Genomic DNA, 23,234 nt, shown 5'->3' on the forward strand with positions numbered 1-23,234 from the left:
TATTCTCCTTGTCGAAACGCTCAGTCGATCATGAATACCGGATAGCGGCGCCATTCCGGCTCGCGGTAGCGCGCGCAGTTGGCGAAGACGAAGTCCAGCACCGCGCCCTGGTCTTTCAGCAGCGAGGGGTTGGCCGACTTCCACTCCGCGAACTTCGCAGCCAGCTCCGGTTCTTCGCGCAGCAGCTTCTCGGCTTCGTCCTCGAACACATAGTCCGAATATGCTTCCTTCTTTTCCAGCACGCTGTTGAACAAGCCCCAGCGGAAGAAGCTGTCGTGGCCCAGCGGCTCCAGCATCTCGACCGCGTAGCGCGCATTGTCCTGATCCAGCGGCACGATGTAGTCGCCGGCGCGCAAGGTGACCGTGGCGCAGCGGCGCTCCAGCTGCACGTCGTCATGGAACATGTGGCCTTCGTAGGCGTTCGGGCGCGAGCTCACGGACTTGACGTGGTAGCAGGCCAGTTCCTGCTCACGCTCAAGCTCAACGCGCTCCATGCGCACGCCGTTCCACTGCAGGCGCTCGATCGCTTCGCGCCACTGCTGCGGCACCACGTAGGCGCGCGGCGCCCACACGACCACGTCGGCCGGGAAGCTGTTGTAGTAGGCGATGTCCTTCTCGTAGGGCGCGCTGCGGTCGTACCACAGGCGCTGGTAGTCGCCCAGCACGCTCGGCTTGTATTTCGCTTCGTAGCCCTTGAAGCGGAAGCTGGACGGATTCGATTCGTCCATCGCCCAGTGGATCGGCCACTCGCGGCGCGTACGGCCCTGCTCCTTGGCCGCGCGGCGCAGCTGCACGATCCGTTCGCCGTTGGCGACGGTGAAATCGAGCGCCGTCTCGACCAGCGCGCGCATCGAGTGATAGCGGTCGGCGAAGGGCTTCAGCATGTGGGTCTCGGGCATGAAGCCGATCGTGTGGTGCAGGGCCGCGTAGCCGGTCGAGAAGCGCGGCGTCTCGAGGAAGTCGGCAATGCCGTCGTCCGGGCTGTCCTTGACCGGGTTCACGTAGGGGCAGGTCGGCCAGCCGCGCTTGTCCATCTCGGCGTACATGGCCGGCAGCATGGTCCCGCGCAGGAATTCGCCCAGTTCTCCGCCCAGCTTGTCGGCCTGGGTCTGGATCAGGGTCATGGTGTAACTGTAGTCGGCGCCGTTCGAGGTGTGGGTGTCGACCATCACGTCCGGGTCCCAGGCCGTGAAGAACTCGTTGAACACGCGTGCCGTCAGGGTGTCGCACTTGACGAAGTCGCGGTTCAGGTCGAGGTGGCGGCTGTTGCCGCGGAAGCCGAAGGACTCGGGGCCGTCCTGGTTCACGCGCGAGGTGTTCTGGCGGTTGAAGGCGCCGTCGACGTTGTACAGCGGGATGAAGATGAACACCGTGCGTCCCAGCGCGGCCAGGCGCGCTGGCTCCTGGCAGAAGTCGCGCACCAGCGCCATGCAGGCGTCCACGCCTTCCGGCTCGCCCGGGTGGATGCCGTTATTGTTGAAGAATACCGGGCGCTGGTCGCGCTTGATCTCGAAGCGGTCGAACACGCCGTCGGCGCTGATCACGCCGGCGTGGATCGGCACGCCGGCATCCGAGGTGCCGATCTGGCTGAAGCGCAGCACGCGTGGGTGGCGCTTGGCGAGTTCCTCGTACCAGGCGATGCAATCGGCCCAGGTGGTGGTCTGGTTCTGGTTGCCCTTTTCGAAAGGCGTCTTCAATTCATTGGACATGGTGACCGTGTGTGATGGTGATGCGAAGACCGTTACGATACCGCAGTATCGTTCTTGAGTGGCAGCTTGATCGCCACCGTGGTGCCGCGTCCCGGCTGGGAGCGCACCTGGATCGTGCCGCCGACGGCGAACACGCGCTCGCGCATGCCGATGATGCCGATGCCCTCGGAGGCCAGGGCCGGATCGAAGCCCTCGCCATCGTCGCCGACCTCGATGTGCAGGGCGTCGTCGTCCTCGGACAGCACCAGGCTGACGTGGGCGGCGGCGGCGTTCGCGTGCTTCATGATGTTCGACAGCGCTTCCTGCACGATGCGGTAGGCGGAGATCGCCAGCTCGTTGTTCAGGCGCGAGAAATCGCCCTCGGTGTGGAATTCGAAGGCGATGCCGGAACTGGAGCGGTAATGGCTGACCATCTCCTCCACCGCGCCGTGCAGGCCCAGCATGTCCAGCACTTCAGGGCGCAGGCGCCGCACCAGGCGGCGGCCGTTGGCGTACAGGTCGAGCGCCAGCTTGGTGATCGCCTGGGCCTTGGCCCCGATCTGCTCGACTTCGGGGCCGGGCACGGCCTTGGCCGCCAGCTGCTGGATGGTCTGCGATTCCAGGCGCACCGCAATCAGGGAGGCATTCAGCTCGTCGTGGATCTCGACCGCGATGCTCTTCCTCTCGTCCTCGATGATGTTGTTGACCTTCTGGATCAGCTTGCGCTTGTCGGCGTCGGCGCGCAGCGCCTCGTTGCGCGATTCCAGCAGGTCGCGGGTGCGCTCGGCCACCTTGTTCTCGAGATCCTGCTTGGAGCGGTCCAGCGCCACCGACATCTCGCCGATCGAGGCCTGCAGCTCGCCGACCTCGCCGCCGGTGGTGACCGGCAGCTCGACGCGGTAGTTGCCGCCGCGGATCGCGCGCAGCACCGCGATCGCCTCCTGCAGCGGCACCGTCAGGCTGCGCGCCAGGATATACGCGAGCAGGCCGCTCGCCACCAGCGCCAGCGCCGCCATCGCCAGCTCGATGCGGAAGCGCCGCAGCTGCTTGGCCACCATGCTGGTCGGCGACATCGTCACCCGCACCCGCCCTACCACCTCGGGGGCGAACGTGGGCGGGCGGGTGTCGCTGGAGGCTGAGACGTGCGGCGTGCCGTTGTCCGAGAACAGGTTGATCCACACCACCTGCTTGCGGATCGTCGCTTCGTAGTAGCGCGGCTCGGCCGAGATCGGGTGCTCGGAGACCACGCTGACGGTATTGCTGCCATTAGCGTCCACCACGTCGATGCGGTAGACGCTGCGGTCCGACTGCACCAGGCCCTTGATCGTCAGGCGCAGGTCGGACAGGTTGCCGGAGATGACGTTGTACTCGCTGGTCTCGGCCAGCGCGCGCGCCAGGATGCGGCCGCGTTCGGCCAGCTCCTCGTCGACCTGGGCGCGGTGCGAATACCAGGAATACGAGACGAAGGATGAGAACAGCAGCACCACCGGCAGCATGGTGATGAAGGCCATGCGCAGGCCGATGCTCCAGCCGCGCCAGAAGGACAGGGAGCGCTTCATGGCCTGCGGGCCACGTTGGCGCCTGCTTGCGCGCCGGCGGGCAGGCGGCTGAAGCTGCGCACCTCGTCGCCGACGTGCAGGTCGAGCGAGCGCGCCACGCCCTCGTTGACGATGGTGCGGAAGTAGCGCGGGAACTGCGGCGGCGCCAGTTCGCCGCCGGCCACGTAGGCGCTGGCGATCTCGGCGACCTGGGCGTCGATGTCCTCGATTTCGGAATACGTCGTGGCCAGGGCGCCGGCCTTCACCATGTCGCCGGAAAAGCCGATCACGCCCTGCTTGTGGCGGTAAGTCGAGAGCAGGATGTTGCGGATGTTTTCGGTGCTGTAGATGGCGCTGTCGGGCAGGGCCAGCAGCACGTCGGTCTGGGCGATCTGGTTCAGCAGGCGGTTGATGTCCTCGCCGTTGCCGGCCTCCAGCACCGCTACCTTGTCGGCCTCCAGCTCGGGGCGCAGGAAGGCGGTATCGAGGCCGAGGATGGCGCCCACGCGCACCGGACGGCGGTACAGCAGCGCGGCCAGGTGCAGCTGGTCAGCCGGCGCGGGTTCCGCGTACACAGCGGTGCTGGCCGCCGGAGACGTGCCGCCATGCGCGGCCTTGCTCATGATGGCGCGGTAGACCTGGCTCGAGGTGAAGGCGGAGATCACCACGCAGTCGCAGCGCCGCGCCGTCACGTCGCGCAGCGCGGCCGGGCCGATCGCCACGTAGACCATGCGGCGGCGCTGGGCCAGCTCGGTGCGGAAGGCGGAGAAGATCGGCACCAGGCGCTTGTACAGATCCTCGGCGATGCGCCGGGTCACGGTGCTGTCGTCGGCGGTGAGGATCTGGAAGCGGAAGCCCTGGACCGGGTCCTGGATGGGTTTGGCGGCATGGGCGCTCGCGGCCGGGCCAAGTGCAAGGGCCGCGATGGCGATGGCTGCGAGCGTCCTCCGCATGTCCCTCAGGGCTCGATCAGGCCGTGCTTCACGGCCAGCTTGGTGATGTAGGCCTGGCGGTGCACGCCCAGCTTCTCCTTCACCGACTGGCTGATGTTGCTGATCGTCTTGGTCGACAGGTTGAGGCGCTCGGCGATCTCGTTGTTGGTCAGGCCCTCGGCCATCAGCCTGAATATCTCCAGGCTGCGCTCGTCCAGCATCGACTGCGGCGAGACGTCGCCGCGCACCGCCAGGCTGGCCAGGCGCTCGGCGATCTGCGGCAGGAAGTACAGCTTGCCGACATGCGCCTGGCGCACCGCCTCGGCCAGGTCGGCCGGGTCGCAGTCCTTGGTCACGAAGGCGTGCGCGCCCATGCGATAGGTTTCCTTGATCAGGCTGTCCTGGTCGAACTGGCTGAGGAACACGATCTTCGCCTGCGGATCCGTTTTGAGGATGTTCTGGGCGGCGTCCATGCCGGTCAGCTCGGTGCCGAAGCGGATGTCCAGCACCGCCACGTCGGGCTTTTGCTCGGCGTACATCGCCACCGCCTCGCTGGGCGACTTGGCCTGCCCCACCACTTCCATCCCCTGGGCCCCGAGCGACATGGCGAAACCGGTCATCACGATCGGGTGGTCGTCCGCCAGCATCACGCGGATCGGCTTTTGTTCTTTATGCATCTGCTTACCATTCTCTGGTATGTGAATGGTGTGATTATTCCATATAAGTACGGCAATACCAACGAAGCCGGCTAGCGCAAGGACTGGAAGAAAATTTACCAAGAATTAGCTTTACACATTGCTAGCTCCTAGCATATATTAATTCCACGGATTAGCCAAACAGCTTCTATCCGGACAACAACAAAGGAGGATGGCCATGCATTTCTCTTACTCGAACAATGGCAATGGCAGCAAGGCCGGCAAGTTCATGCTGATTGCCGGCTTGCACGTGGTGGTCGGCACCCTGTTCGTCCACAGCATGAATACCCGGCATATTTCGCTTTCCAGCCTGCCAGATCAGGTGCTGGTGATGATCCAGCCGGAACAGATTCCTCCGCCGCCTCCGCCCGAGCCGCCGAAGCCGATGCAGCAGATCGCCCCGCCGGACATCGTGGTGCCGAAGGTCGAAGTCGAGGTCGCGCCGCCGCCGGTGCCGCCGCAAATCCAGGCCGCCGTCCAGACCGAGGCGCAGCCGCAGCCGGCCATGCCGGCCCAGCCCGCAGTCGAGGGCCCGCCCGCGACGACGCCCAGCACCAACACCGGCCAGATGCAGTCCGCGGTGTTCGCCGACGCCAATGGCTGCGCGCTGCCGGATTACCCCGCCAGCGCGGCCCGCAACGGCGAAACCGGCACCACCACCCTGGCCCTGCTGGTCGGTACGGATGGCCGCGTGAGCTCGGCGCGTGTGGAGCAGAGCAGCGGCTCGCGGGTCCTGGACCGCGCCGCCCTGAATGCGCTCAGCCTGTGCAAGTTCAAGCCGGCCATGAACAACGGTGCACCGCAAGCCGGCTGGGCCAAGCTGGCCTATGTCTGGAAGCTCGACTGAGCCCGCCATGTAACGCGTTCCCTTCAGCCCGCCACTCTCCTCTCAGCCTGGCGGGCTTTTTTTCGCCTGGAGTTTTCATGTCTCACGAATCCGCCCTGCCCGGCGCCGCCGGCTACCAGGGTCTCGCCGCCGCATGCCTGCTCGGCGCGCTGCTGGCCTGGCTCGCGCTGGCGCCGCGCCATCTTCCCGAACCGCCCGCTGCCAGCAAGGCGCCCGCCGCCGCCGGGTTTTCCGCCGCGCGCGCCCGGGCCCACATCCAGGCAATCGCAGGCGCGCCGCGTCCGACCGGCAGTCTTCCGAACCGGCAGGCGCGCGACTACCTGCTGGCCCAGCTGCGCGCGATCGGGCTGGCGCCGGAAGTGCAGACCGAGATGGTGCGGACCTCATCCTCCGACCTCACCGCCAACGTGCGCGTGACCCTGGCCGAAGTCCATAACGTGGTCGTCAGGAAGCCGGGCATGGTGGCCGGCCATGGCGCCAGGCCGGCGGTGCTGGCGCTGGCCCACTACGATTCCGCCAGCGACAGCCTGGGCGCGGCCGACGGCGCCGCCTCCAGCGCGGCCTTGCTGGAAAGCCTGCGCGTGCTGCAGGCCGGCCCGCCGCTCGACAACGATGTGCTGGCGGTGTTCACCGACGGCGATGCCGGCCAGGCACTGGGCACGCGCGGCTTCATGCAGTCGCACCCTTGGGCAAAGCGCGCCAGGGTCGCGCTGCGCTTCGACAATCCCGGCAACCGCGGCGCGCTGCAGCTGATCGGCGCCGACCACGCGGACGGCTTTACGGTCGGCGCCTGGTCGGCGCTGGCGCCGAATCCGCAGGGCTCATCCTTCATGGGCGAGCTGTATGCCAGGCTGCCGCATTACGAGGGCGCGGCGCTGATGGCCGGGGAAAAAAGCGGGCCGGCGCTGCTGCACTTCGCCACCACCGCCGGTCCGCTGGGCGGCGGCGCCTGGGACGTGCTTGAGCGCCTGGACCAGGCCAGCCTGCAGCACGAAGGCGACACTATGCTGGCCCTGCTGCGCCACTTCGGCGGCGCGGCTCTGCCGGAAGCGGGTGCGCGCGGCCAAGTGTTCTTCGCCCTGCCCGGCCTGGGCATGCTGCACTACGGGTATCCGGCGATCTGGCCTCTCAGCCTGCTGGCCTGCCTGCTGTGCGTGGCCGCCTGCCGTGCCGGCATCCGGCGCCAGGGCATCGACGGCACCGACATCGTGCATGGCGCCTTCGGCTGCCTTGCCGTGGCGACCTTGGCCACCGCCGCCGCCTGGGTGGTGCGCGAATTCCTGCCCGGCCTGGCGCCGCGCTACGACGCCGGCCTGCTGGCCGATGGCCCTGGCCTGGCGGCCAGCGTGCGCTGGCAACTGCTCGCCTTCACGCTGCTGCCGGTGTCCGTGTTCATCCTTCTGCAGCGCATCCTGCAGCGGCGGATCGGCGGCGGCGCCGCGACGCTGGGCACGCTGTGCATGCTGACGATCGCCCTGCTCGGCGCCAGCTGGTTCGCGCCGGGCGCGAGCTATGTGCTGGCCTGGCCGCTGCTGGCGGCCCAGGCAGCCTGGCTGATCCTGTCCAGCCGCCGCGCGCAGCACTGGGCGGCGGCGCGCAGGCGCATCGTGCTGGTGCTGGCCGCGCTGCCGGCCGCGCTGTTGATCGTGCCGGCGGCGCGCGACAGCCTGCTGTTCGTGTCGCCGACCTGGCTGGTGCTGCCCTCAGTCCTGGCCTGCTGCCTGCCCGCCCTGTGCGGCCCGCTGCTGGCGGAAGTCGGCGTGCGCCTGGTGGTGCGGCCGCTGCTGCTGGGCGTGTGCGCCTGCATGGTGCTGGCCCACCGCGGCGGCACGGCGTGGCCCGAGCTGCCGCAGCCGAACCGGCTGGTGTATTACAAGGACACCATGACCTGGCAATCCTTCTGGATGTATCCGCCGGTGCCGCTGGACAGCTGGACCCGCGAGATCTTCCCCAACACCATGCATCCCTACCGCCTGCCCTATCTGTTCGGCCCCGACGGCGCGCCGGTGTGGTACGCGGCGGCCAAGCGCGACGACAGCGTCGCCTACCCCGACCTGACCATCGAGAAGGTCGAGTACAGCGCTGCGGGAAAGCACGTGGAATTCCGGCTGCGCTCGAAGAACAGCGCGCCCGAGCTGGTGCTGCGCATCGTCGGTGGGGATACCTTGAGAACCACGGTCAACGGCCGCGTGCTGACCGACAGCCGGCACCGGGGCTGGAAGCTGGACCTGCACGGCATGCAGGACCGTGACCTGCACTTCGCCTTCGACATGGTCGGCGAGCCGGGCTTCATGGTCTACGTCCAGGAACGCATCCCCGGTCTGCCCGAACGCGACCTGCCGCCGCGCCCCGCCGGCATGCTCCCGCGCCTGCTGCCGCAAACCGCCACCACGATCTCCGCCGACGTGCTTTTATTCCGCTAGAATGGCCGCGCTCTCTATCCATTCACCCGGCAGGAATCCATGCACAAGATCGTCCGTACGGCCATCGCCGCCAGCCTGGCGCTGGCCTTTTCCGCTCACGCAGCCAAGCTAGTTGCCCCCGCAGTCGTTCAAGAGGCGCCGCTGCGCGCCCACCTGGCCTTCCTGTCCTCGGACCTGCTCGAAGGCCGCGGCACCGGCCAGCGCGGCGGCGAGCTGACGGTTAGCTATCTCGAGACCCAGGCCCTGGCCGCCGGCCTGCTGCCGGCAAACCAGGGCAGCTACCGCCAGAGCGTGCGCATCGCCGGTGTGAAGGCGCAGCCGCAGGAAAGTTCGGTGGCCCTGGTCGCCGGCGGGAAGCCGCTGGCGCTGAGCTTCGCGAAAGACTGGGTATGGGCGCCGGGCGATGCGAAAGCGGTGCACGACATGGACGCCGAACTGCTGTTCGTCGGCTACGGTATTCAAGCAGCCGAAGAAGGCGGCTGGGACGATTACAAGGGCCAGGATGTGAAAGGCAAGCTGCTGGTCATGCTGGTCAACGACCCGGCGCCGACCGCCGCGGAACCGGCGCGCTTCAACGGCAAGGGCCTGACCTACTACGGCCGCTGGACCTATAAATTCGAAGAAGCCGCGCGCCGCGGCGCCGCCGGCGTGCTGCTGATCCACACCGACGCCTCGGCCTCGTACGGCTGGAGCGTGGTGCAGAACAGCTGGACCGCCGAGCGTTTCCAGCTGGCCGACGCCGATCTCGGCACCGGCATGCAGGGCTGGATGACGGATGCCGCCGCGCGCGCCCTGTTCGCAGCGGGCGGCCAGGACCTCGACCAGCTGCGCGCCGCCGCAGAGGATAAATCCTTCAAGCCGGTGCTGCTGAACGCCCGCGTGCAGGGACAGGCCAAGGCCGCGGTGCGCACGCTGGAACAGTTCAACGTGGCCGGCATCGTGCCGGGCACGGACCCGAAGCTGAAGGACGAGCTGGTGATCTACAGCGCGCACTGGGATCACCTGGGCATGCAGGGCGATGCCAGCAAAGGCGATACGATTTTCAACGGCGCCGTCGACAATGCCTCGGGCAGCGCCGGCCTGCTGGCGATGGCCCAGGCGGCGGTGCGCCACCCGGCCAAGCGCAGCCAGATGTTCCTGTGGGTGGCGGCCGAGGAACAGGGCCTGCTGGGCAGCGCGGCCTATGCCGCCCGTCCGCTGTGGCCCCTGAATAAAACGGCGGCCGCGCTCAACCTGGACAGCCTGAACTTCGTCGGCGCCGTCAGGGACATCGGCGTGCAGGGCAGCGAACGCAGCACCCTGGGCGCGGCGGCCGCCAGCACGGCCAAGGCGATGAAGCTGACGGTGGCGGCGGCGCATCCGGACCTGAGCGGCGGCTACTTCCGCAGCGACCACTTCAGCTTCGCCAAGGCCGGCGTGCCGGCGTTCTCGATCGGCGGCGGCCATGACTGGGTGAAGGACAAGGAAGCCAGCGACGCCAAGCGCAAGGCCTATTCCGCGCGCTACCACCAAGCCAGCGACGAATACGATCCGAACTGGGACCTGTCCGGCATGGTGCAGCAGGCGCAGTACACGCTGAACCTGGGCCGCATGGTGGCCGATGCGCCGGCGATGCCGGCCTGGCGTCCGGGTGACCAGTTTGCGAAAGCCCGCGCAGCAGACAAATAATAGAATTCCCGCGCAGCCCGGAAAAGCCGCGCGGGAACACCCGTCTTTGTGTGCAAGCTAGCTGTCTTTGATCACCTCGATAACGCCTCCCTTCTCTCGTCCTAAAGAAAAACCATTCTGTTGATGACGCCGCGCTTCACACCAGGCGGCGCCGCCTGGCGATGCCGAGCATCCCGAGACCGCAGAAAATCAATAGCGCACTGGCCGGCTCGGCCACCTGGCTGGGATTGACCAACTGGCTCACCTCGGCCGCGCTGAGCGCGTTGTCGTAGATGTGGATGAAGTCGACGGCGCCCGGCCCGGCTTCGCTGCCGCCGCGGTCGTCGCGGAAGAAATTCAGGTAAGTGTTCGACAGGTCGCTGTACGGATAGCTGTCCTTCCGCGACATCACCAGCTGGCCGTCCTGGTAGATGTTCAGCATGGCGTCGGCGCTGCGGCTCAGGGTGAGGCGGGTGTCGGTCAGCGCGGTCAGCTTGCCTGTGGTCGAGTACAGGCTATAGAAGGTCAGGTCGCCGCCCCAGGCATACAAACCGGCGTCGTTTTTCAGGTCGCTGAAGTCGACGATCTTGCGCCACGATCCCAGCGAATCGAAATGGAAAAGCATGTCGATCGAGTAGACGGCGCCGATCTTTTCTTGCAGCTGCAGGCCCTGGTTGGCCTTGAACGCGTAAGTAGTGGGCGACAGGGTCCCGCCATTCGCCACCAGGTCCGGGCCGCCCAGCTGGTCCTTCAGGCTGCCGTTCAGCTCGTACTGGTGGATCAGTGCCGCATGGCTGTCGACAGCAGCGAACAGCGCGAGTACGGCCAGTAGATGGCGAAATTTCATGTCATTTTTCCTGAGTTTTTGAAGCTTTGTTTCATCGGGAAACACGGTCCGGGGTAGATCCCTTTTCGTGTTTCCCCTCAGGAAAAATAGTAATTGCTGGGGCAACAAGTTCCCACCCCCATGGGTGGGGTTACTGTGCGCTTACATGCGGGAGATGGCGGGACGCAGCTGCTCCAGCAGGCCCGCTTCGGACGAGCAGCCGAATTTTTCGTAGACCGCCTTCACGCAGTCGCGCAGCACGGCGTCGCTGACTTCCATGTTCGCGCGCGCCGATTCGCGGCCGCCGCCCACGCCCATCCAGAACGCGACCTCGGCCTGCTGCGGCGACAGCTCCACCGATCCGATCGCGCGCCAGATGCGCAGCGGCAGCGGCACCACGAACTTCATGAAGATGCCGACCGTGCGGCTGGCCGCGCCCGCATCGCCGCCCGTGTGCAGGGCCGCGGCGCCGCCCACGCTCATCCACTGGGCGCGCGCCTCGAGAATGCCGCCGCCCATCGCCAGGGTCCCCAGCGGCAGCAGCCAGGGATAGCGGTCGCCGTGCACCACCGACTCCACCAGCCGCATGCAGAACGGCGGCACGGTGCGGCGGTCGAAGGTTTGGCGTTCCTGTGCCGCCAGCTGGTCCAGCAGGGCGCCGGCGGAGTCGCTCAGGTAAAGGATCTGGCCGTCGCCGGTGGCAAGCAGCATGGCTTCGTCTTCGATCACCCCTGCCCCGCCCGCGCCCAGTTCCGGCGCGTTGCGCAGTACGTGCTGGAAGTAGCCGGCGACGCGCTCCAGGTCTTCCTCGTCATGGCGGTCGAAGGCCGGGCCCTCGTCGCGCCACAGGACGATCTCGCCGTACCTGCGCCCGCCGATCTCCAGCGCCACCTCCAGCACGTGCACGGGCGGCGAGGTCGGCGCGGTGAAATTGGCGTGGTCGCTGTAGAAGTAGCCTTCCGGCGGCGGCAGCACCTGGGAAAAGACGGCGTCGTCCTGCACCTCTCCGGGCAACGGCTGGGCCGGCAGCTGCGGACGCAGCACCAGATGGGCGGAGGAATTCGGGATGAGTTCACGCACCAGCCCGAAGGCATCCGGGACAATGGTCATCAGGTCGAGACCCGCATAGCACAGGATGCGTAGACGGGCCCACTGTCGGCTGTTCTTTTTGCGTGACATGGGCGAATACTGAGCGGTTGGCAATTAATTGTCAACATGCCATTGCCATGGCGTTGCGTTCGCGATCAGGCTGCCGGCGCGACGGGTGTGGCGGCCCGCGCCAGGATCTGCGCCAGCTTCGCGATATCGACCGGCTTGACCAGGTGATGATCGAAACCGGCCTGGCGCGACAGCTCGCGGTCGCGTTCCTGGCCGTAGCCGGTCAGCGCCACGAACACCGCGCCGGCGTGAACGGGCTGGCGCCGCAGGCGGCGCGCCAGTTCGTAGCCGGTCATGTCGGGCAGGCCGATGTCGAGGATGAAGACTTCGATGCCCGCCGCCTCGGGTGCGCGCAGCGTGGTCGAGGCGTCTTCGTAGACCTGCACCGTGTGGCCATGGGCGCGCAGCAGCACCGCCAGCGACTGGCCGGCGTCCAGGTTGTCGTCGACGATGGTGACCATCAGCGGCCGGGTCTCGCCCGCGGCCAGGTTCGCGCGCGGCGTCTCGCCGGCCTGCGCCTGCGCGAGCGGCAGCGTGACCGTCATGGTGGTGCCCTGCTGGGCGCCGGCGCTGTACGCTGCGACGCTCCCCTCGTGCATGCGCACGATGCTCTTCACCAGCGCCAGGCCGATCCCGAGGCCGCCCTGCGAGCGGTCGGGCGCGCGGTCGGCCTGGGTGAACAGGTCGAAGATGTGGGGCAGCAGCTGGGCGTCGATGCCGCTGCCGTTGTCGCCCACGCACACCGCGCTGGAGGCGCCGTCGCGGCGCACGGACAGGGTGATCTGGCCGCCGGCCGGCGTGTACTTGGCCGAGTTGTTGAGGAGGTTGACCAGCACCTGGATCAGGCGCGTGCGGTCGCCTTCGACCGGCACCTGCTCCGCCGGCAGGTCCACCGTCAGCGTGTGGCGGCGCTCCTCGATGTGCGGACGGGCCTGTTCGACGGCCGCCATCGCCACCTTGTTCAGGTCCAGCACCTCGGTCTCCAGCTTGATCAGGCCGCGGGTCACGCGCGAGACGTCGAGCAGGTCGTCGACCAGCTCCGTCATGTGGCGCACCTGGCGCGAGATGATGTTGCTGGCCTTCAGGCGCAAGCCCTCGTTCACTTCCGGAAGGCGCAGCAGCTGGGCGGCGCTGGTGATTGGCGCCAGCGGATTCCTCAGCTCGTGCGCCAGCATCGCCAGGAACTCGTCCTTCATCTTGTTGTGGCGCTCGGCCTCGGCGCGCGCGGCGCGTTCGCTGGCCAGCAGGCTCTCGCGCTCCTGCGCCGCCTTCTGCGCCATGTCGTACAGGCGCGCATTGTCGATCGCGATCGCGGCCTGGCCGGCAAAGGTGCCGATCAGTTCCTCGGTGCGCGCGCTGAACATGCCCGGCGTCGAGTGGCCGAAGAACAGGCCGCCGATTACCTCGCCCGAACGCGATACCACCGACGCCGCCAGGTAGCTGCGCACCGGCAGATGGCCGGGCGGCATGCCGTGGTGCGGGCCCATCGAGCCGTAGCGCGGATCTTTCGTGATGTCGTCGCTGCGGATCGGCGCGCTGCCGTAGAAGGTCGGGCCGAACACCTTGGTGGGACGCGGCTGGCCGAGGTGGGCGAAGGCTTCGCGCGGCGCGCCGCTGAGGGTGTAGAGCAGGTAGGCGTCGCCGTTGCCGTCGGTGTTGTTGTAGAAGAAGGAGCCGAATTCGGCGCCGGTCAGCTGGGTCGCTGCGTCGGTGATCGCCTGCATCAGCGGCTCGAGGTCGAGCGTCGAGGCCAGCTGCTCGGTGGCGTGCTTCATCAGCTCCAGGATGCGGGTCTCGTCGCGCAGCGCCTGCTCGGCGCGGATGCGGCGCAGCGCTTCCCAGCTGCGGCGCGCGCTATCTTCCATCAGGTGCACTTCGGCGGTTTCCCAGCGCTGCGCGGTCGGCGCGTGCAGCGCCATCACGGCGTCCAGGCGTGACCCATCCATCAGCGGCACCACCAGGCCGGAAGCGATGCCCTGCGCCAGCCAGGCGTCGGCGCCGGGAATGTCCGCTTCCTTTTCGACGTCCGGCACGCACACGGTCTCGCCGCGCAGCAGCTGGGCGCCGCGGCCGAAGGCCAGCATCTCGAGCGGCAGCGCGCGTCCCGCCTCGCCGTCCGGCGCGCCCTTGCGCCACTGTTCGCGGATCACGGCCGCCTGGGCCGCGTGGTCGACCGTCGCATAGATCGCCACCGCGCCGTCGGCATACTCGCTCACATGGCGGCCGGCTGCCTGCAGCAGCGGTTCGGCCTCGGTCTCGCGGCGCAGGATCTCGGTCAGCGCAACCTGGAAGGCATTGCGGCGCTCCGCCATGACCTTGCTGGTGGTTTCGACGAAGGTGACCAGGATGCCATCGACCTTGCCGGTCTCGCCATAGACCGGGCTGTACGAAAACGTGAAGTAGCAGGTCTCGAAATAGCCGTAGCGGTTGATGGACAGCGGCAGGTCCTGGTAGCCCACCGGTTCTCCCTGCCTGACAAGCTCGAACATCGGCCCGATGGTCGACCAGATCTCGGCCCAGGTGTGGCGCGCATCGCCGCCGAGCCGGGCCTCTTTCTTGTCGCCGGTGACAGGCACATAGGCGTCGTTGTAGAACTCGAGGAAGGTGTCGCCCCACACCAGGTACATCGGCAGCTGGCAATCGAGCAGCGTGCGCACGGCCAGCTTCAGGCTGAACGGCCAGGACGCGACCGGACCGACGGCGGTCTTGTCCCAGGGATGGCGCTGCATCAGCAGCTCCATCCCGCTCATCTTCTGCAGCGGGGCGTCTCCGGAGACGGCGGGATCGAATGGCCAGGGCATAGTGCTCACGAACAGGACTGAGCCGGACAGTCGGCTCAGCTGCCCATCATAGCAGGCATTGTTAAATCAATGCATGTATGCAATGCATCATTTTTACATTACTGGATGACGCCGCAGGCGATGCGCGCGCCCCCGCCACCCAGCGGCGCCGGCTTGTCGGCGTAATTGTCGCCGCCGGCGTGGATCATCAGCGCCTTGCCCTTGACGTCGGCCAGCGTCTTGATGCGCGGCGCCGTCACCGCCACGGTGGCGCGGCCGTCGGCGCCCGCCACCAGCGGCGGCAGGTCGCCCAGGTGGCCATTGCCGGTGGGGCCGAGGTGTTGCTTGCTGCCGGCCGGGTCGTAGTGGCTGCCGGCGGCGCCCGCCGCCACCTTTTTCCCATCCTTTTCGTTCACGCCGCAGCTGCCGGTTTCGTGCACGTGATAGCCATGCGGGCCGGCGGGAAGATCGGTCAGGTTGGGGGTGAACACCAGGCCGTTCGGCGATTCCGTAATCACGACATTACCGATCATCTTGCCGGTGCCGCTCGCGCTGACCAGGGTCATCGGGGCTTGCAGCTTGTTGCCGGGCTGGGCGGCCTGGGTCGGGGTCTGGGCGTGGGCAGTGGTGGCCATGGTGGCGATGGCGGCTGCGGCGAGGGTGCAGGCCAGCTTGGGGTTCGTTGTCATACCGTCTCCTTTCAGGGTTTGGATGAGGAAGCGGAGATAGTGTATGTCAACGATATGGCCGGGGGCGGACGGGAGGAAGTTGAAACAGCGCTTGAAGTATCAGTCGAGGGTTGCACCGAACACGCCGATATAATCGGCAAATTCGTCGCTTACGACCTCCTCGGCACGAACCAATGCAGCTTCAGACAAGGTGTCGAAGCGTTTTCTCTTGCGCTCGGAAAGTTCGCCATTACCTTGCACGATCAATCGGATCAGCAGACTTAGCTGGGGCTGCGGCATATCGAGCCAAGCTTCGAGCCTGGTCTTGGTACGATCAAATGCCTCAAGATACTTCACCTCCTGAGCCAGGTCTTCTTCAACACACTGTGCTACGCAAGCTAATAGAAATTCACATATCTCGGTGGCGTCAAACGAGGCGTACAACCAAAGTGGTTGCGGAGACCGGAGGAGAATGGTTCCGCTGTCGTCATCCAGAACATAATCGAGCAATGCCGTACGTGGTGTCGAGTATGACTTCAGCAGTTTGGAGTATCGATCCAAAGACTTCAACATCCTCGCGGAAATCGGTAAGACGACTCCTGTCGGCGTGTATCCTGACTGGCGCAGGATATGATGTATCAGGAAGCGGTGAAGACGCCCGTTCCCGTCCATGAATGGGTGAACGAAGACAAAGCCGAATGCCGCGCATGCCGCAGCAACTGCCGGATCGATCAGATTATCCGCGCCCAGTTGTGCGACTTTTGCTACTCCCTCCATCATCGGGTGCACGTACTCAGGAGATGGCGGTATGTAATCAGCGATGTTTCGCAAGCGCCCGGAACGGGAGAGCCAGTTTTGTTGTGTCCGGTAAGACGCTTCGGCTGCGTATGAAGACATGATCTGGTTTTGCCAACCGCAGAGTTGTTCTTCCGTTACCAAACCTGGTTCGCCCGCTATTTCCAGGAGTTGCCTGAACTTGGCAGCACGCTGATTATCAGGGATTTCTTTCTCAATCGAGAACGTCGATCGCGTTTCCGACAAATAGAGATAGTCAACGGCGCGTACCAAGACTTCCGGATCGATACGCGATATTGCTTGCGTTACCTTCTCACGCAAGTTGAGTGCAAGAAGTGCATTTAAAGTATCGGTCTTTCTGACGATGGGACAAAATGCTGGGGATCCGAGCAAATTGTTCAAGACCCCGAACTGTGGATCGGCTACGGCAGGGGCAACAATGTATTGGCGCTCATCTAGCACAGAAACGCGTTGCGCTCCTGGAGGCAAGACAAACTCGAAGCTAACGCCCTTAAGCCATTTTGCGAGATGTCCTGCAATACGAGCATATATCGAACTTGGTGTGGCTCGCAGCCACTCCTGAACAGCCTGGGTAGCCTCTTCGTGAGAAAACACAGCGGACAGAACGGTAAGATTCAAGCGTTCTCTTCGAAGAGCAAAAGTCAAATGTGCAACCGTGTCGGTTCCACCGGAGTACCTGTTTCGCGGAATTTCGGTACGCTCACTACCGTCGGCAGCAATGCTATGTTTGACTAAACCAGTCTTGGGTGAGAGTACATAGACTTGTGCCAGCGGAGGACACTGAATTCCGTACTGCGCAATCAGCGCCTGGTAGCCTAGAGGTGTCATGTTTTACGAGGGCGTCTACGAAACTTTCGGAACACTCTAGAAAGCGGTACTTAGCTTACTTAAGAGTCTATCAGAAAATCGATACAGCCCTTACTAAACTCTCTACGCAGCGTAGATTGTCTTACTTACTTAACTAGAGACAATCTATATAGCATAGACACAGGATACCAAGCTAACACTAAGCTTCTAGAAAAGCTTCCTGTAGAAGAAAGTCGTCGCGCACAGCGCCCCATCCGGCATGTACGCATAATCCGGCACCACGCCCACGCGCTGCCAGCCGAGGCGTTCGTACAACCGCTCCGCAGTGCCGTTGGCGGTATCGAGCACCAGCACCCGCTTGCCCTGCCCGCGCGCGGCGGCTTCCACCGCTTCCATCAGCTGCCGGCCGATGCCGGCGCCGCGGGCGCGCCGGTGCACCAGCAGCTTGGCGACGTCGGCGCGGTGCGGCTGGTTCTCGGGCATGTCGGTGATCAGCTGGACGGTGCCGGCGATGCCTTCCCCGTCCTCGGCCACCAGCAGGGTGCGCTCGCCGCGCGCCACGCCCGCGGCCACCTTGCGCCAGAAATCGACGGCCGTCGCGCGCGCCATCGGCAGCATGAAGCTCACCGAGGCGCCGCCTTCGACGCAATCGAGGAGGACGTCGGCCAGTCCTTCGATACGTGCGAGGGCTTCATCGGCGCCGAGCCGGCGTACGGTCATGGTGGTCGTCATGCTTCTCTCCTCGGTGTCCTGTGCGCCTGCGTGACCAGCGAGACCAGGTAGCGCGCCGGCTTGTCGGTCGGGTTGTGGTAGGCGATCGGCTGGTCGAGCCGCATTGCGAGGCAATCGCCCGCCGCGAGCGTCCACATCGTGTCGCCGACGCTGACTTCCATTGCGCCCTCGGTGATCCAGACCTGCTGGTGGACGTCGACGTCGCGCGTGCTGGTTTCATACGCGACGCGCTGGCCCGCCGGGAAGTTCACTTCGACCAGCTGGATCGGCGAGTAGTCGGCCGGCGACAGGTTGCGGCGCACGTAGCCGGAACCAGGGTCGGTCCACACCGGCTGGTCGGCAAGGCGCGACACCGGCGACGGCGCATCCTCGGCCGGCTTCTCGAACAGCGAGGCGACCGTGACGCCGAGGGCGGCCGTGAGCTTGTCCAGCACGGTGGCGGTGGCGCTGCTCTCGCCGCGTTCGATCAGCGAGATGTTCGATTTGCTGACGCCGCTGCGTTCGGCCAGAAGCGCCAGCGAGAGGCCCTGGGCGTCGCGCAGTTCGCGCAGGCGGCGGGCGATGAGTTGGTTGATGTCCATGCCATCCAGTATAGTGGATATTAATATCCTGTAAACTGGATTTTATAAGTGAATTTTGCGGCTGAGCAAGAAAAAACGCAATCAGGCTGAAGAGCTTCCTTCAAGCGACCCAGCACAATATTCCTCGGTCGCGCTGAAATTAGTATTGGTTTCCCATGAACAACTACTATCAGGCGTCCATGAAAACCCTTTCAATTGCAGCGATCCTTTCGGTACTTCTCGCAGCTTGCGGCGGCGGCGGCGGCGGCGGAAGCACCAGCCAGCCCGTTTCCTCGAGCGCGCCAACACCGCCGCCGGCCGGTTCGGTATCGCAACCGGGATCGAAAGACCAGGTCGTCGAGGCGCCGGCGCCACCAGCCTCGGCAGTAAAAATGAGCGTCGGCGGCTTCAATCAGGGAGGCAGCGCGCAAAACGCGATCGTCAGCTTTACCGGCGCGGCAAATCTCACGCTGTCCGGCAGGCTCGACGGCATCTGGCTGAGCGCGGCAAAATCCGGCGGCACTGTCGCCGTCAGCGGAGATTTGAACACGGTCGTGTTCATGCCGGGCGTCGATACGACGGTGACGGTCACGGGATCCGCCAACACCTTCTATCTGCCCCTGGGCTCCTCGATCAAGCTGGAAGGCGCCGGCCTCGCCTCCAGCACGATCCGCTATTACAAAGCCTGACCCGGTATCCCGCGTTCGCAAAGCCGTTCATGCAGCACCTGTCCGGTGGAGAGAACGCGGGCATACTCGCCATCCAGATTCGCCAGCGCCATCAGATGCACCTCCTCGGCGCTGCGCAGGGTTCCGCCGAAGTCCTGCTTCTCGAAGGTGAAGCAGGCATCCGCCACCACCACCGTCTCGAAGCCCAGGTTGCCGGCCGTACGCGCGGTCGCCTCGACCGAATTATTCGTGCTGACGCCGACGATCACCAGGCGCCGGATGCCACGTGCGTGCAGCCAGCGTTCGAGGCCGGTGTTGATGAAGGCGTCGGGGACGTTCTTCTCGACCACGTGTTCGTCTGTCAGCGGGATGAAACGCTCCTGGAACTCGACGCCACTCTGGCCAGGCGCGAAGACGGACGTGGGCGAGCGGCTGATGTGGCGGACCTTGACGACAGGCTGAGAAAACTCGCGCCAGGCCGCGTGCAGGCGGGCGATGTTGTCTTCGGCGCCAGGGTTGTTCCGGGGCGGCAGATTCGGGCTGCGCATGCCCTTTTGCATGTCGATGATGATCAGTGCACTTGTTAAGTTCATCCAGGTCTATTCCCAAAGTAATCCATACGGCAGCTCACGCGGCCCGAAGACAAAATGCAGCACACGGCGCCGGCTCGTGCCCGAGGCTTTCGACGACGCATGCAAGGAGAGCGGCCGCATCATCAGCACGCCGCCGCGATCGACAGTACAGGTGACGACGGGTCCCGCCATCTTCAATTCGCTCGCCCGCGCAGCCGCGATTTTGCCGAGCAGATGGGTCGCCGGCACGAACTGCAGCGGGCCGTCGTCCGCGCCGCAGCGGTCGATGTGAACGCGCACCGCCACCAGCCGCTCGAGCACCTCCACCGGCGGCTGCACGAACAGGCTGCCCTCTTTCTTCGACCAGCCGCGCAGAACAGGATGGTCCACGCGCTCCTTCACGGGGATGCTGAGATCCTGGTGAACCGGCACCAGCCAGTTCTGCGCACGCGACTTCTCGAAATAGGTGCACTGGACGGCGATGAAATCCTCGGGGATCGCGGCGGCGACGGCTGGATCCCGGCGCAGCCTTGCCGCGAGCGTCTGGCACCAGCCGTCGGCGAGCAGGCTGCGGCTGCCCGGGGATGCCGATCCTATCTCCGCTACGCGGGCGGACAGGGCATCGCATTCGGCCTCGGTCAGTACTGGCGGCAGGACGGCGAAACCGTCATGAAGAAAAGAGGCATTGGACATCCTGCCATCTTACAAAAAAAACCGGCCCCGAAAGCAGGGCCGGCAAAAGCTCAAGACTACTACTTCAGATCATGTAGATCAGAAGGTGTAACGTGCGCCCAGGTACAGGCGGCGCGGCTGGACCCAGTCGGTGCCTTCGCCGAACTTGAAGGCGGCGCTGCCGGCCACCAGGGACTGCACGGCGGTCACCGACTGCTTGTCGAGCAGGTTGAAGATGTCGACGAAGAACTCGACCTTCTGGCTGCCGCTCAGCTTGTAGATGTACTTCGCACGGATGTCCAGCGTGTAGTACGACGGCGCGGTCTGGCTGCCGATAGCGCCCGGCAGGATCCAGGTATCCAGGACGCCACCGCTGACGTACGGCGTGGTCACCATTTCCGGCAGGTTGCGGCTGGAGCTCGAGAAGGTACGGCTGTACAGGGTGCCGCTGTTCCAGTTGAACACACCGCTCAGCTCGATGCCGTTGTCGAAGAAGTAGGCGCCATAGGCCTTGGCCTGGTGCTTGATGTTGCCAGGCTGCGGACCGTAGGCGTTCGGTGCGCGCGGATCCAGCGCCAGCCAGTCGCCCTGGAAGTCGGCGTTACTATCCGAGTTGGTATTGCCCTTGGCCTGGTTCCAGGTGTACGAGCCGCCCGCCATCCAGTTGTCGCGCTTCGCCTTGCTGAAGCTGAGTTCGACGCCTTGGTAATCGCGCTTGCCGCCTGCGAGGGTACCGAGGACGTAGTTCGAATTCGGCTTCGACGAGTAGCCGAAGTAGGAATACGGCAGGTAGTAGGCCGAGCCCGGCGCAGCGTAACCTTCCGGCGCCGTGGCGACGGTCAGGGTCGGGTCCGAGTACAGGGTCAGGTCGTAGTCTTCCAGCACGTCGCGGGTGCGGCGCTTGGTGTAGGTGGCCGACACGGTCCAGTCCTTGCCGATGTTCGTCGCATAGCCGAGCATGAACTCGTCGGTGTACGGCGTCTTGGTCGACGGCGAGAACAGGGCGTCCGGGGTCTTGTCGCCGCCACGGGTGCGGAAGGTCAGCCATTTGTCGCCAAGGGCAACCTGCTCTTCCAGCACCGGGCCGGACAGGTTGCCGGCGAAGTCGGACATGTTGGTGCGGATCGGGTCGTAGTATCGGCCCAGGAAGCCCCACACCTTGCTGCGGCCGTCGCCAACCGGGTCGTACACCACGCTCAGGCGCGGCGCCAGTTCCCACTTGAACTTGGCGGATTGCGCGCCTTTCGAATCCTTGTGCACCCACTCTTCGGCACGGACACCGGCATTCACGGTCAGTTGCTTCAGCGTCCAGGTATCCTGCAGGTAGGCGGCCTTGCCGGTGGCCTTCACGACGTAAGGCGCTGCCTGTGCTTCCCGGCTGCGGTAGTTGTTCACCTGCCCGCCCGGGTTGCCGGTGGTGCTGGCGAACTTGTAGGCGCGGATCTCGGGGTCGGACACGACGCCATTCTTGTCGGTATCGAGCAGGTTGACGAAGTAGGCCTTGTCCGGGCTGGCGTTGATGGCCGTGATGATGCGCGGAATATCGACAGCGGCGATCGGCTTCGAACCCGTCCAGCCGCCACCGATGAACTGGGCAAAGGTGACGCCGGCATTGCCCGCTGCGATCGAGGTATAGGTCGCCTTCTCCGGGCCGCTCACGCGGGAGTCCCGGAAATACTTGTTTTCGGACTGCAGGTAGCCGGCCTTGAAGGTATGGGTACCGGCCGAGGCGGTCTCGAGGAAATACTCGCCGCTCGCGCCGATTTCGTCCCGGTCACGTGTCGTGACGACGTCCGAGCCAGCGCCGCCCAGGTTGGCCTGTGCGATGCTCAGAGCAGGGATCTTGATCGCGCATGCGGTACCCGCGCAATAAACGACGTTGTTACGGGTCGTCTGGTCGGCGGCGAAGGTCGACACTTCACCTTCGTGGCGGAACGCATACGCATTCAGGCGCAGGTTCTCCATGTCGCGCGAGTACTCGACCTTGTAGTTGTTGCCGCCCTGCTTGGTGCGCGAATCGCGGTTGTTGAGCGTCGACGAGGTGGTCGAACCGCTGATGGTGGTCGGGTCATTGAAGAAGGACGCCGTGATGCGGTCGTTGTCGGTCGGCTGCCAGGTCAGCTTGAGGAAGCCCAGCTTGTCGTCGCGCTTGACCGTGCGCAGGAATTCGCCGGTCGACGACGCGACCACGTCGGTGTCGCGGCCTTTCTTCTGGAACGAACCGAAGAACCACAGCTGGTCCTTGATGATCGGGCCGCCGAGCGTGACCGCCGAATCGTAGGTCGAGAACGCGGAGGCGGTGTTGTGCTTGTTCTTTGCAACCAGCTTGTCGTTCTGGAAGTAATAGTTGGCGGAGCCGTGGAACTCGTTACCGCCCGACTTGGTGATTACCTTCGACACCAGGCCCGTACCACCCGCGTACTCGGCCGGAATGCCGCCGGTCAGGATCTGCTGCTCCTGGATGATCTCGGAGTTGATGTTCGAACCGAAGGTACCGGTATTCGAGTCGGTGACGTCGACGCCGTCGAGGATGTAGACGTTGTCGGTCGAGGTGCCGGTGGCGCCGCCGATGTCCGAGTAGTTGACGCCGGATTTCGAGGACGGGTTGCCGCCGGAAGAAGGCTTCACGCCCGGCACCAGCTGCAGGTAGCTCTGATAGCTGCGGCCGGTTGGGAGGGCTTCCACGGTGGCCAGGTTCAGGATGGTGCCGACTGTGGCCGAGGTCGTGTCGACCTGCACCGCGCGCGAGCCGGTCACGACCACGCGCTGGCCTTCGCCGCCGCCCGATGCGAGCGAGTAGGTCACACTGGGGTTGGCGCCGCTGATCACAGAAACGTCGGTTGCATTGAAGGTCGAATAGCCGGGGGCGGCGACTTCGATCTTGTAGTCGGTTGCCGGGTCCAGGCCTGCAACGCGCACCGAGCCATCGGCTTCGGTCACGACAGTCTTGGTCACCAGGCTGCTCGGCGAGCTGATCTTCACGGTCGCGCCTGCCACCGGCTTGCCTTGTGGGCTCACGATGGAAATGCGCAGGCCGCCGGTTTCAGCGGCCCATACAGCGCCGACAAAGCACATGCCGACGGCCAGCGATACCGCGGACCGGCGCAGCACGGCCATCTTCGACGTTTGTTTTACAGTGTGCAACATATCTCTCCCTTGAATCTTGAATGTGTTTTTTTGAATCAGAGCGATACAACAACCAGCG

At 65.2% G+C, this 23,234-nt stretch carries 18 protein-coding genes; 4 read left to right on the forward strand and 14 right to left on the reverse strand.

Going from position 1 to position 23,234, the window contains the following annotated elements:
* Positions 1-20: 20 nt before the first annotated feature.
* The 4 genes from AC07PE_RS26345 to AC07PE_RS26360 are packed head-to-tail and all read right to left on the reverse strand — an operon-like array spanning position 21 to position 4,835.
* On the reverse strand, positions 21-1,709 hold the full coding sequence (locus tag AC07PE_RS26345) for a M14 family zinc carboxypeptidase (RefSeq protein WP_498770169.1): 1,689 nt from the start codon (positions 1,707-1,709) through the stop codon (positions 21-23).
* Between the two features lie 32 nt (positions 1,710-1,741).
* Entirely contained in the window at positions 1,742-3,247 is a 1,506-nt protein-coding gene (locus tag AC07PE_RS26350) for a sensor histidine kinase (protein WP_498770171.1), read from the reverse strand.
* Positions 3,244-4,179: a hypothetical protein gene (locus AC07PE_RS26355; protein ID WP_498770173.1), complete on the reverse strand. Its 936-nt coding sequence runs from the start codon at positions 4,177-4,179 to the stop codon at positions 3,244-3,246. Before AC07PE_RS26355 ends, AC07PE_RS26350 begins: the two co-directional genes overlap by 4 nt.
* A gap of 5 nt (positions 4,180-4,184) precedes the next feature.
* The gene (locus AC07PE_RS26360; RefSeq protein ID WP_498770175.1) at positions 4,185-4,835 is read right to left on the reverse strand and encodes a response regulator; all 651 of its coding nucleotides are present in this window, start codon (positions 4,833-4,835) and stop codon (positions 4,185-4,187) included.
* Positions 4,836-5,031: 196 nt separating this feature from the next.
* On the opposite strand from AC07PE_RS26360, the gene AC07PE_RS26365 reads away from it, so the two are divergent.
* From AC07PE_RS26365 to AC07PE_RS26375, 3 genes are all read left to right on the forward strand, one after another.
* The gene (locus tag AC07PE_RS26365; RefSeq protein ID WP_498770178.1) at positions 5,032-5,700 is read left to right on the forward strand and encodes an energy transducer TonB; all 669 of its coding nucleotides are present in this window, start codon (positions 5,032-5,034) and stop codon (positions 5,698-5,700) included.
* 77 nt (positions 5,701-5,777) lie between these two features.
* Entirely contained in the window at positions 5,778-8,123 is a 2,346-nt protein-coding gene (locus AC07PE_RS26370; protein WP_498770180.1) for a M28 family peptidase, read from the forward strand.
* A gap of 39 nt (positions 8,124-8,162) precedes the next feature.
* Entirely contained in the window at positions 8,163-9,791 is a 1,629-nt protein-coding gene (locus AC07PE_RS26375) for a M28 family peptidase (protein ID WP_498770182.1), read from the forward strand.
* A 136-nt stretch (positions 9,792-9,927) separates the two neighbouring features.
* Here AC07PE_RS26375 and AC07PE_RS26380 read toward each other — a convergent pair whose 3' ends face one another.
* The 7 genes from AC07PE_RS26380 to AC07PE_RS26410 all read right to left on the reverse strand — a co-directional run bounded on the left by AC07PE_RS26380 (position 9,928) and on the right by AC07PE_RS26410 (position 18,138).
* Positions 9,928-10,617, reverse strand: a complete 690-nt coding sequence (locus AC07PE_RS26380; protein WP_498770184.1) for a LamG-like jellyroll fold domain-containing protein — start codon at positions 10,615-10,617, stop codon at positions 9,928-9,930.
* Positions 10,618-10,758: 141 nt separating this feature from the next.
* Complete coding sequence (locus AC07PE_RS26385) at positions 10,759-11,775, reverse strand: helix-turn-helix transcriptional regulator (RefSeq protein WP_498770186.1); 1,017 nt, start codon at positions 11,773-11,775, stop codon at positions 10,759-10,761.
* Between the two features lie 65 nt (positions 11,776-11,840).
* On the reverse strand, positions 11,841-14,555 hold the full coding sequence (locus AC07PE_RS26390) for a hybrid sensor histidine kinase/response regulator (RefSeq protein WP_498770220.1): 2,715 nt from the start codon (positions 14,553-14,555) through the stop codon (positions 11,841-11,843).
* Positions 14,556-14,653: 98 nt separating this feature from the next.
* Positions 14,654-15,223, reverse strand: coding sequence for a superoxide dismutase [Cu-Zn] SodC (gene sodC / locus AC07PE_RS26395; RefSeq protein ID WP_498770189.1), 570 nt, complete (start codon positions 15,221-15,223; stop codon positions 14,654-14,656).
* A gap of 99 nt (positions 15,224-15,322) precedes the next feature.
* Positions 15,323-16,846, reverse strand: coding sequence for a Fic family protein (locus tag AC07PE_RS26400; RefSeq protein ID WP_498770191.1), 1,524 nt, complete (start codon positions 16,844-16,846; stop codon positions 15,323-15,325).
* A 186-nt stretch (positions 16,847-17,032) separates the two neighbouring features.
* Positions 17,033-17,557 (reverse strand): GNAT family N-acetyltransferase, encoded by a 525-nt coding sequence (locus AC07PE_RS26405; protein ID WP_498770193.1) that lies wholly within the window; start codon positions 17,555-17,557, stop codon positions 17,033-17,035.
* Positions 17,554-18,138, reverse strand: coding sequence for a helix-turn-helix domain-containing protein (locus AC07PE_RS26410; protein ID WP_498770195.1), 585 nt, complete (start codon positions 18,136-18,138; stop codon positions 17,554-17,556). The genes AC07PE_RS26405 and AC07PE_RS26410 overlap by 4 nt, the downstream gene beginning before the upstream one ends.
* 155 nt (positions 18,139-18,293) lie before the next feature.
* On the opposite strand from AC07PE_RS26410, the gene AC07PE_RS26415 reads away from it, so the two are divergent.
* Complete coding sequence (locus AC07PE_RS26415) at positions 18,294-18,806, forward strand: hypothetical protein (RefSeq protein ID WP_498770197.1); 513 nt, start codon at positions 18,294-18,296, stop codon at positions 18,804-18,806.
* On the opposite strand, the gene AC07PE_RS26420 is transcribed toward AC07PE_RS26415, so the two are convergent.
* From AC07PE_RS26420 to AC07PE_RS26430, 3 genes are all read right to left on the reverse strand, one after another.
* Positions 18,794-19,378 carry a cysteine hydrolase family protein gene (locus tag AC07PE_RS26420; protein WP_498770199.1) on the reverse strand — a complete coding sequence of 195 codons (585 nt, stop codon included), beginning with the start codon at positions 19,376-19,378 and terminating at the stop codon, positions 18,794-18,796. The two genes, AC07PE_RS26415 and AC07PE_RS26420, sit on opposite strands and share 13 nt — an antisense overlap.
* Before the next feature lie 6 nt (positions 19,379-19,384).
* Complete coding sequence (locus AC07PE_RS26425) at positions 19,385-20,050, reverse strand: phytanoyl-CoA dioxygenase family protein (RefSeq protein WP_498770201.1); 666 nt, start codon at positions 20,048-20,050, stop codon at positions 19,385-19,387.
* 78 nt (positions 20,051-20,128) lie between these two features.
* Positions 20,129-23,176, reverse strand: coding sequence for a TonB-dependent receptor (locus AC07PE_RS26430; RefSeq protein ID WP_498770203.1), 3,048 nt, complete (start codon positions 23,174-23,176; stop codon positions 20,129-20,131).
* Positions 23,177-23,234 lie beyond the last annotated feature (58 nt).

The organism is Telluria sp. GW821-FHT07G12 (assembly GCF_059418525.1).

Bases quoted from the DNA above. Each gene is read 5' to 3' on its own strand.
- AC07PE_RS26345 (WP_498770169.1), bottom strand. From the start codon at position 1,709: ATGTCCAATGAATTGAAGACGCCTTTCGAAAAGGGCAACCAGAACCAG.
- AC07PE_RS26350 (WP_498770171.1), bottom strand. From the start codon at position 3,247: ATGAAGCGCTCCCTGTCCTTCTGGCGCGGCTGGAGCATCGGCCTGCGC.
- AC07PE_RS26355 (WP_498770173.1), bottom strand. From the start codon at position 4,179: ATGCGGAGGACGCTCGCAGCCATCGCCATCGCGGCCCTTGCACTTGGC.
- AC07PE_RS26360 (WP_498770175.1), bottom strand. From the start codon at position 4,835: ATGCATAAAGAACAAAAGCCGATCCGCGTGATGCTGGCGGACGACCAC.
- AC07PE_RS26365 (WP_498770178.1), top strand. From the start codon at position 5,032: ATGCATTTCTCTTACTCGAACAATGGCAATGGCAGCAAGGCCGGCAAG.
- AC07PE_RS26370 (WP_498770180.1), top strand. From the start codon at position 5,778: ATGTCTCACGAATCCGCCCTGCCCGGCGCCGCCGGCTACCAGGGTCTC.
- AC07PE_RS26375 (WP_498770182.1), top strand. From the start codon at position 8,163: ATGCACAAGATCGTCCGTACGGCCATCGCCGCCAGCCTGGCGCTGGCC.
- AC07PE_RS26380 (WP_498770184.1), bottom strand. From the start codon at position 10,617: ATGAAATTTCGCCATCTACTGGCCGTACTCGCGCTGTTCGCTGCTGTC.
- AC07PE_RS26385 (WP_498770186.1), bottom strand. From the start codon at position 11,775: ATGTCACGCAAAAAGAACAGCCGACAGTGGGCCCGTCTACGCATCCTG.
- AC07PE_RS26390 (WP_498770220.1), bottom strand. From the start codon at position 14,555: ATGCCCTGGCCATTCGATCCCGCCGTCTCCGGAGACGCCCCGCTGCAG.
- sodC (WP_498770189.1), bottom strand. From the start codon at position 15,223: ATGACAACGAACCCCAAGCTGGCCTGCACCCTCGCCGCAGCCGCCATC.
- AC07PE_RS26400 (WP_498770191.1), bottom strand. From the start codon at position 16,846: ATGACACCTCTAGGCTACCAGGCGCTGATTGCGCAGTACGGAATTCAG.
- AC07PE_RS26405 (WP_498770193.1), bottom strand. From the start codon at position 17,557: ATGACGACCACCATGACCGTACGCCGGCTCGGCGCCGATGAAGCCCTC.
- AC07PE_RS26410 (WP_498770195.1), bottom strand. From the start codon at position 18,138: ATGGACATCAACCAACTCATCGCCCGCCGCCTGCGCGAACTGCGCGAC.
- AC07PE_RS26415 (WP_498770197.1), top strand. From the start codon at position 18,294: ATGAACAACTACTATCAGGCGTCCATGAAAACCCTTTCAATTGCAGCG.
- AC07PE_RS26420 (WP_498770199.1), bottom strand. From the start codon at position 19,378: ATGAACTTAACAAGTGCACTGATCATCATCGACATGCAAAAGGGCATG.
- AC07PE_RS26425 (WP_498770201.1), bottom strand. From the start codon at position 20,050: ATGTCCAATGCCTCTTTTCTTCATGACGGTTTCGCCGTCCTGCCGCCA.
- AC07PE_RS26430 (WP_498770203.1), bottom strand. From the start codon at position 23,176: ATGTTGCACACTGTAAAACAAACGTCGAAGATGGCCGTGCTGCGCCGG.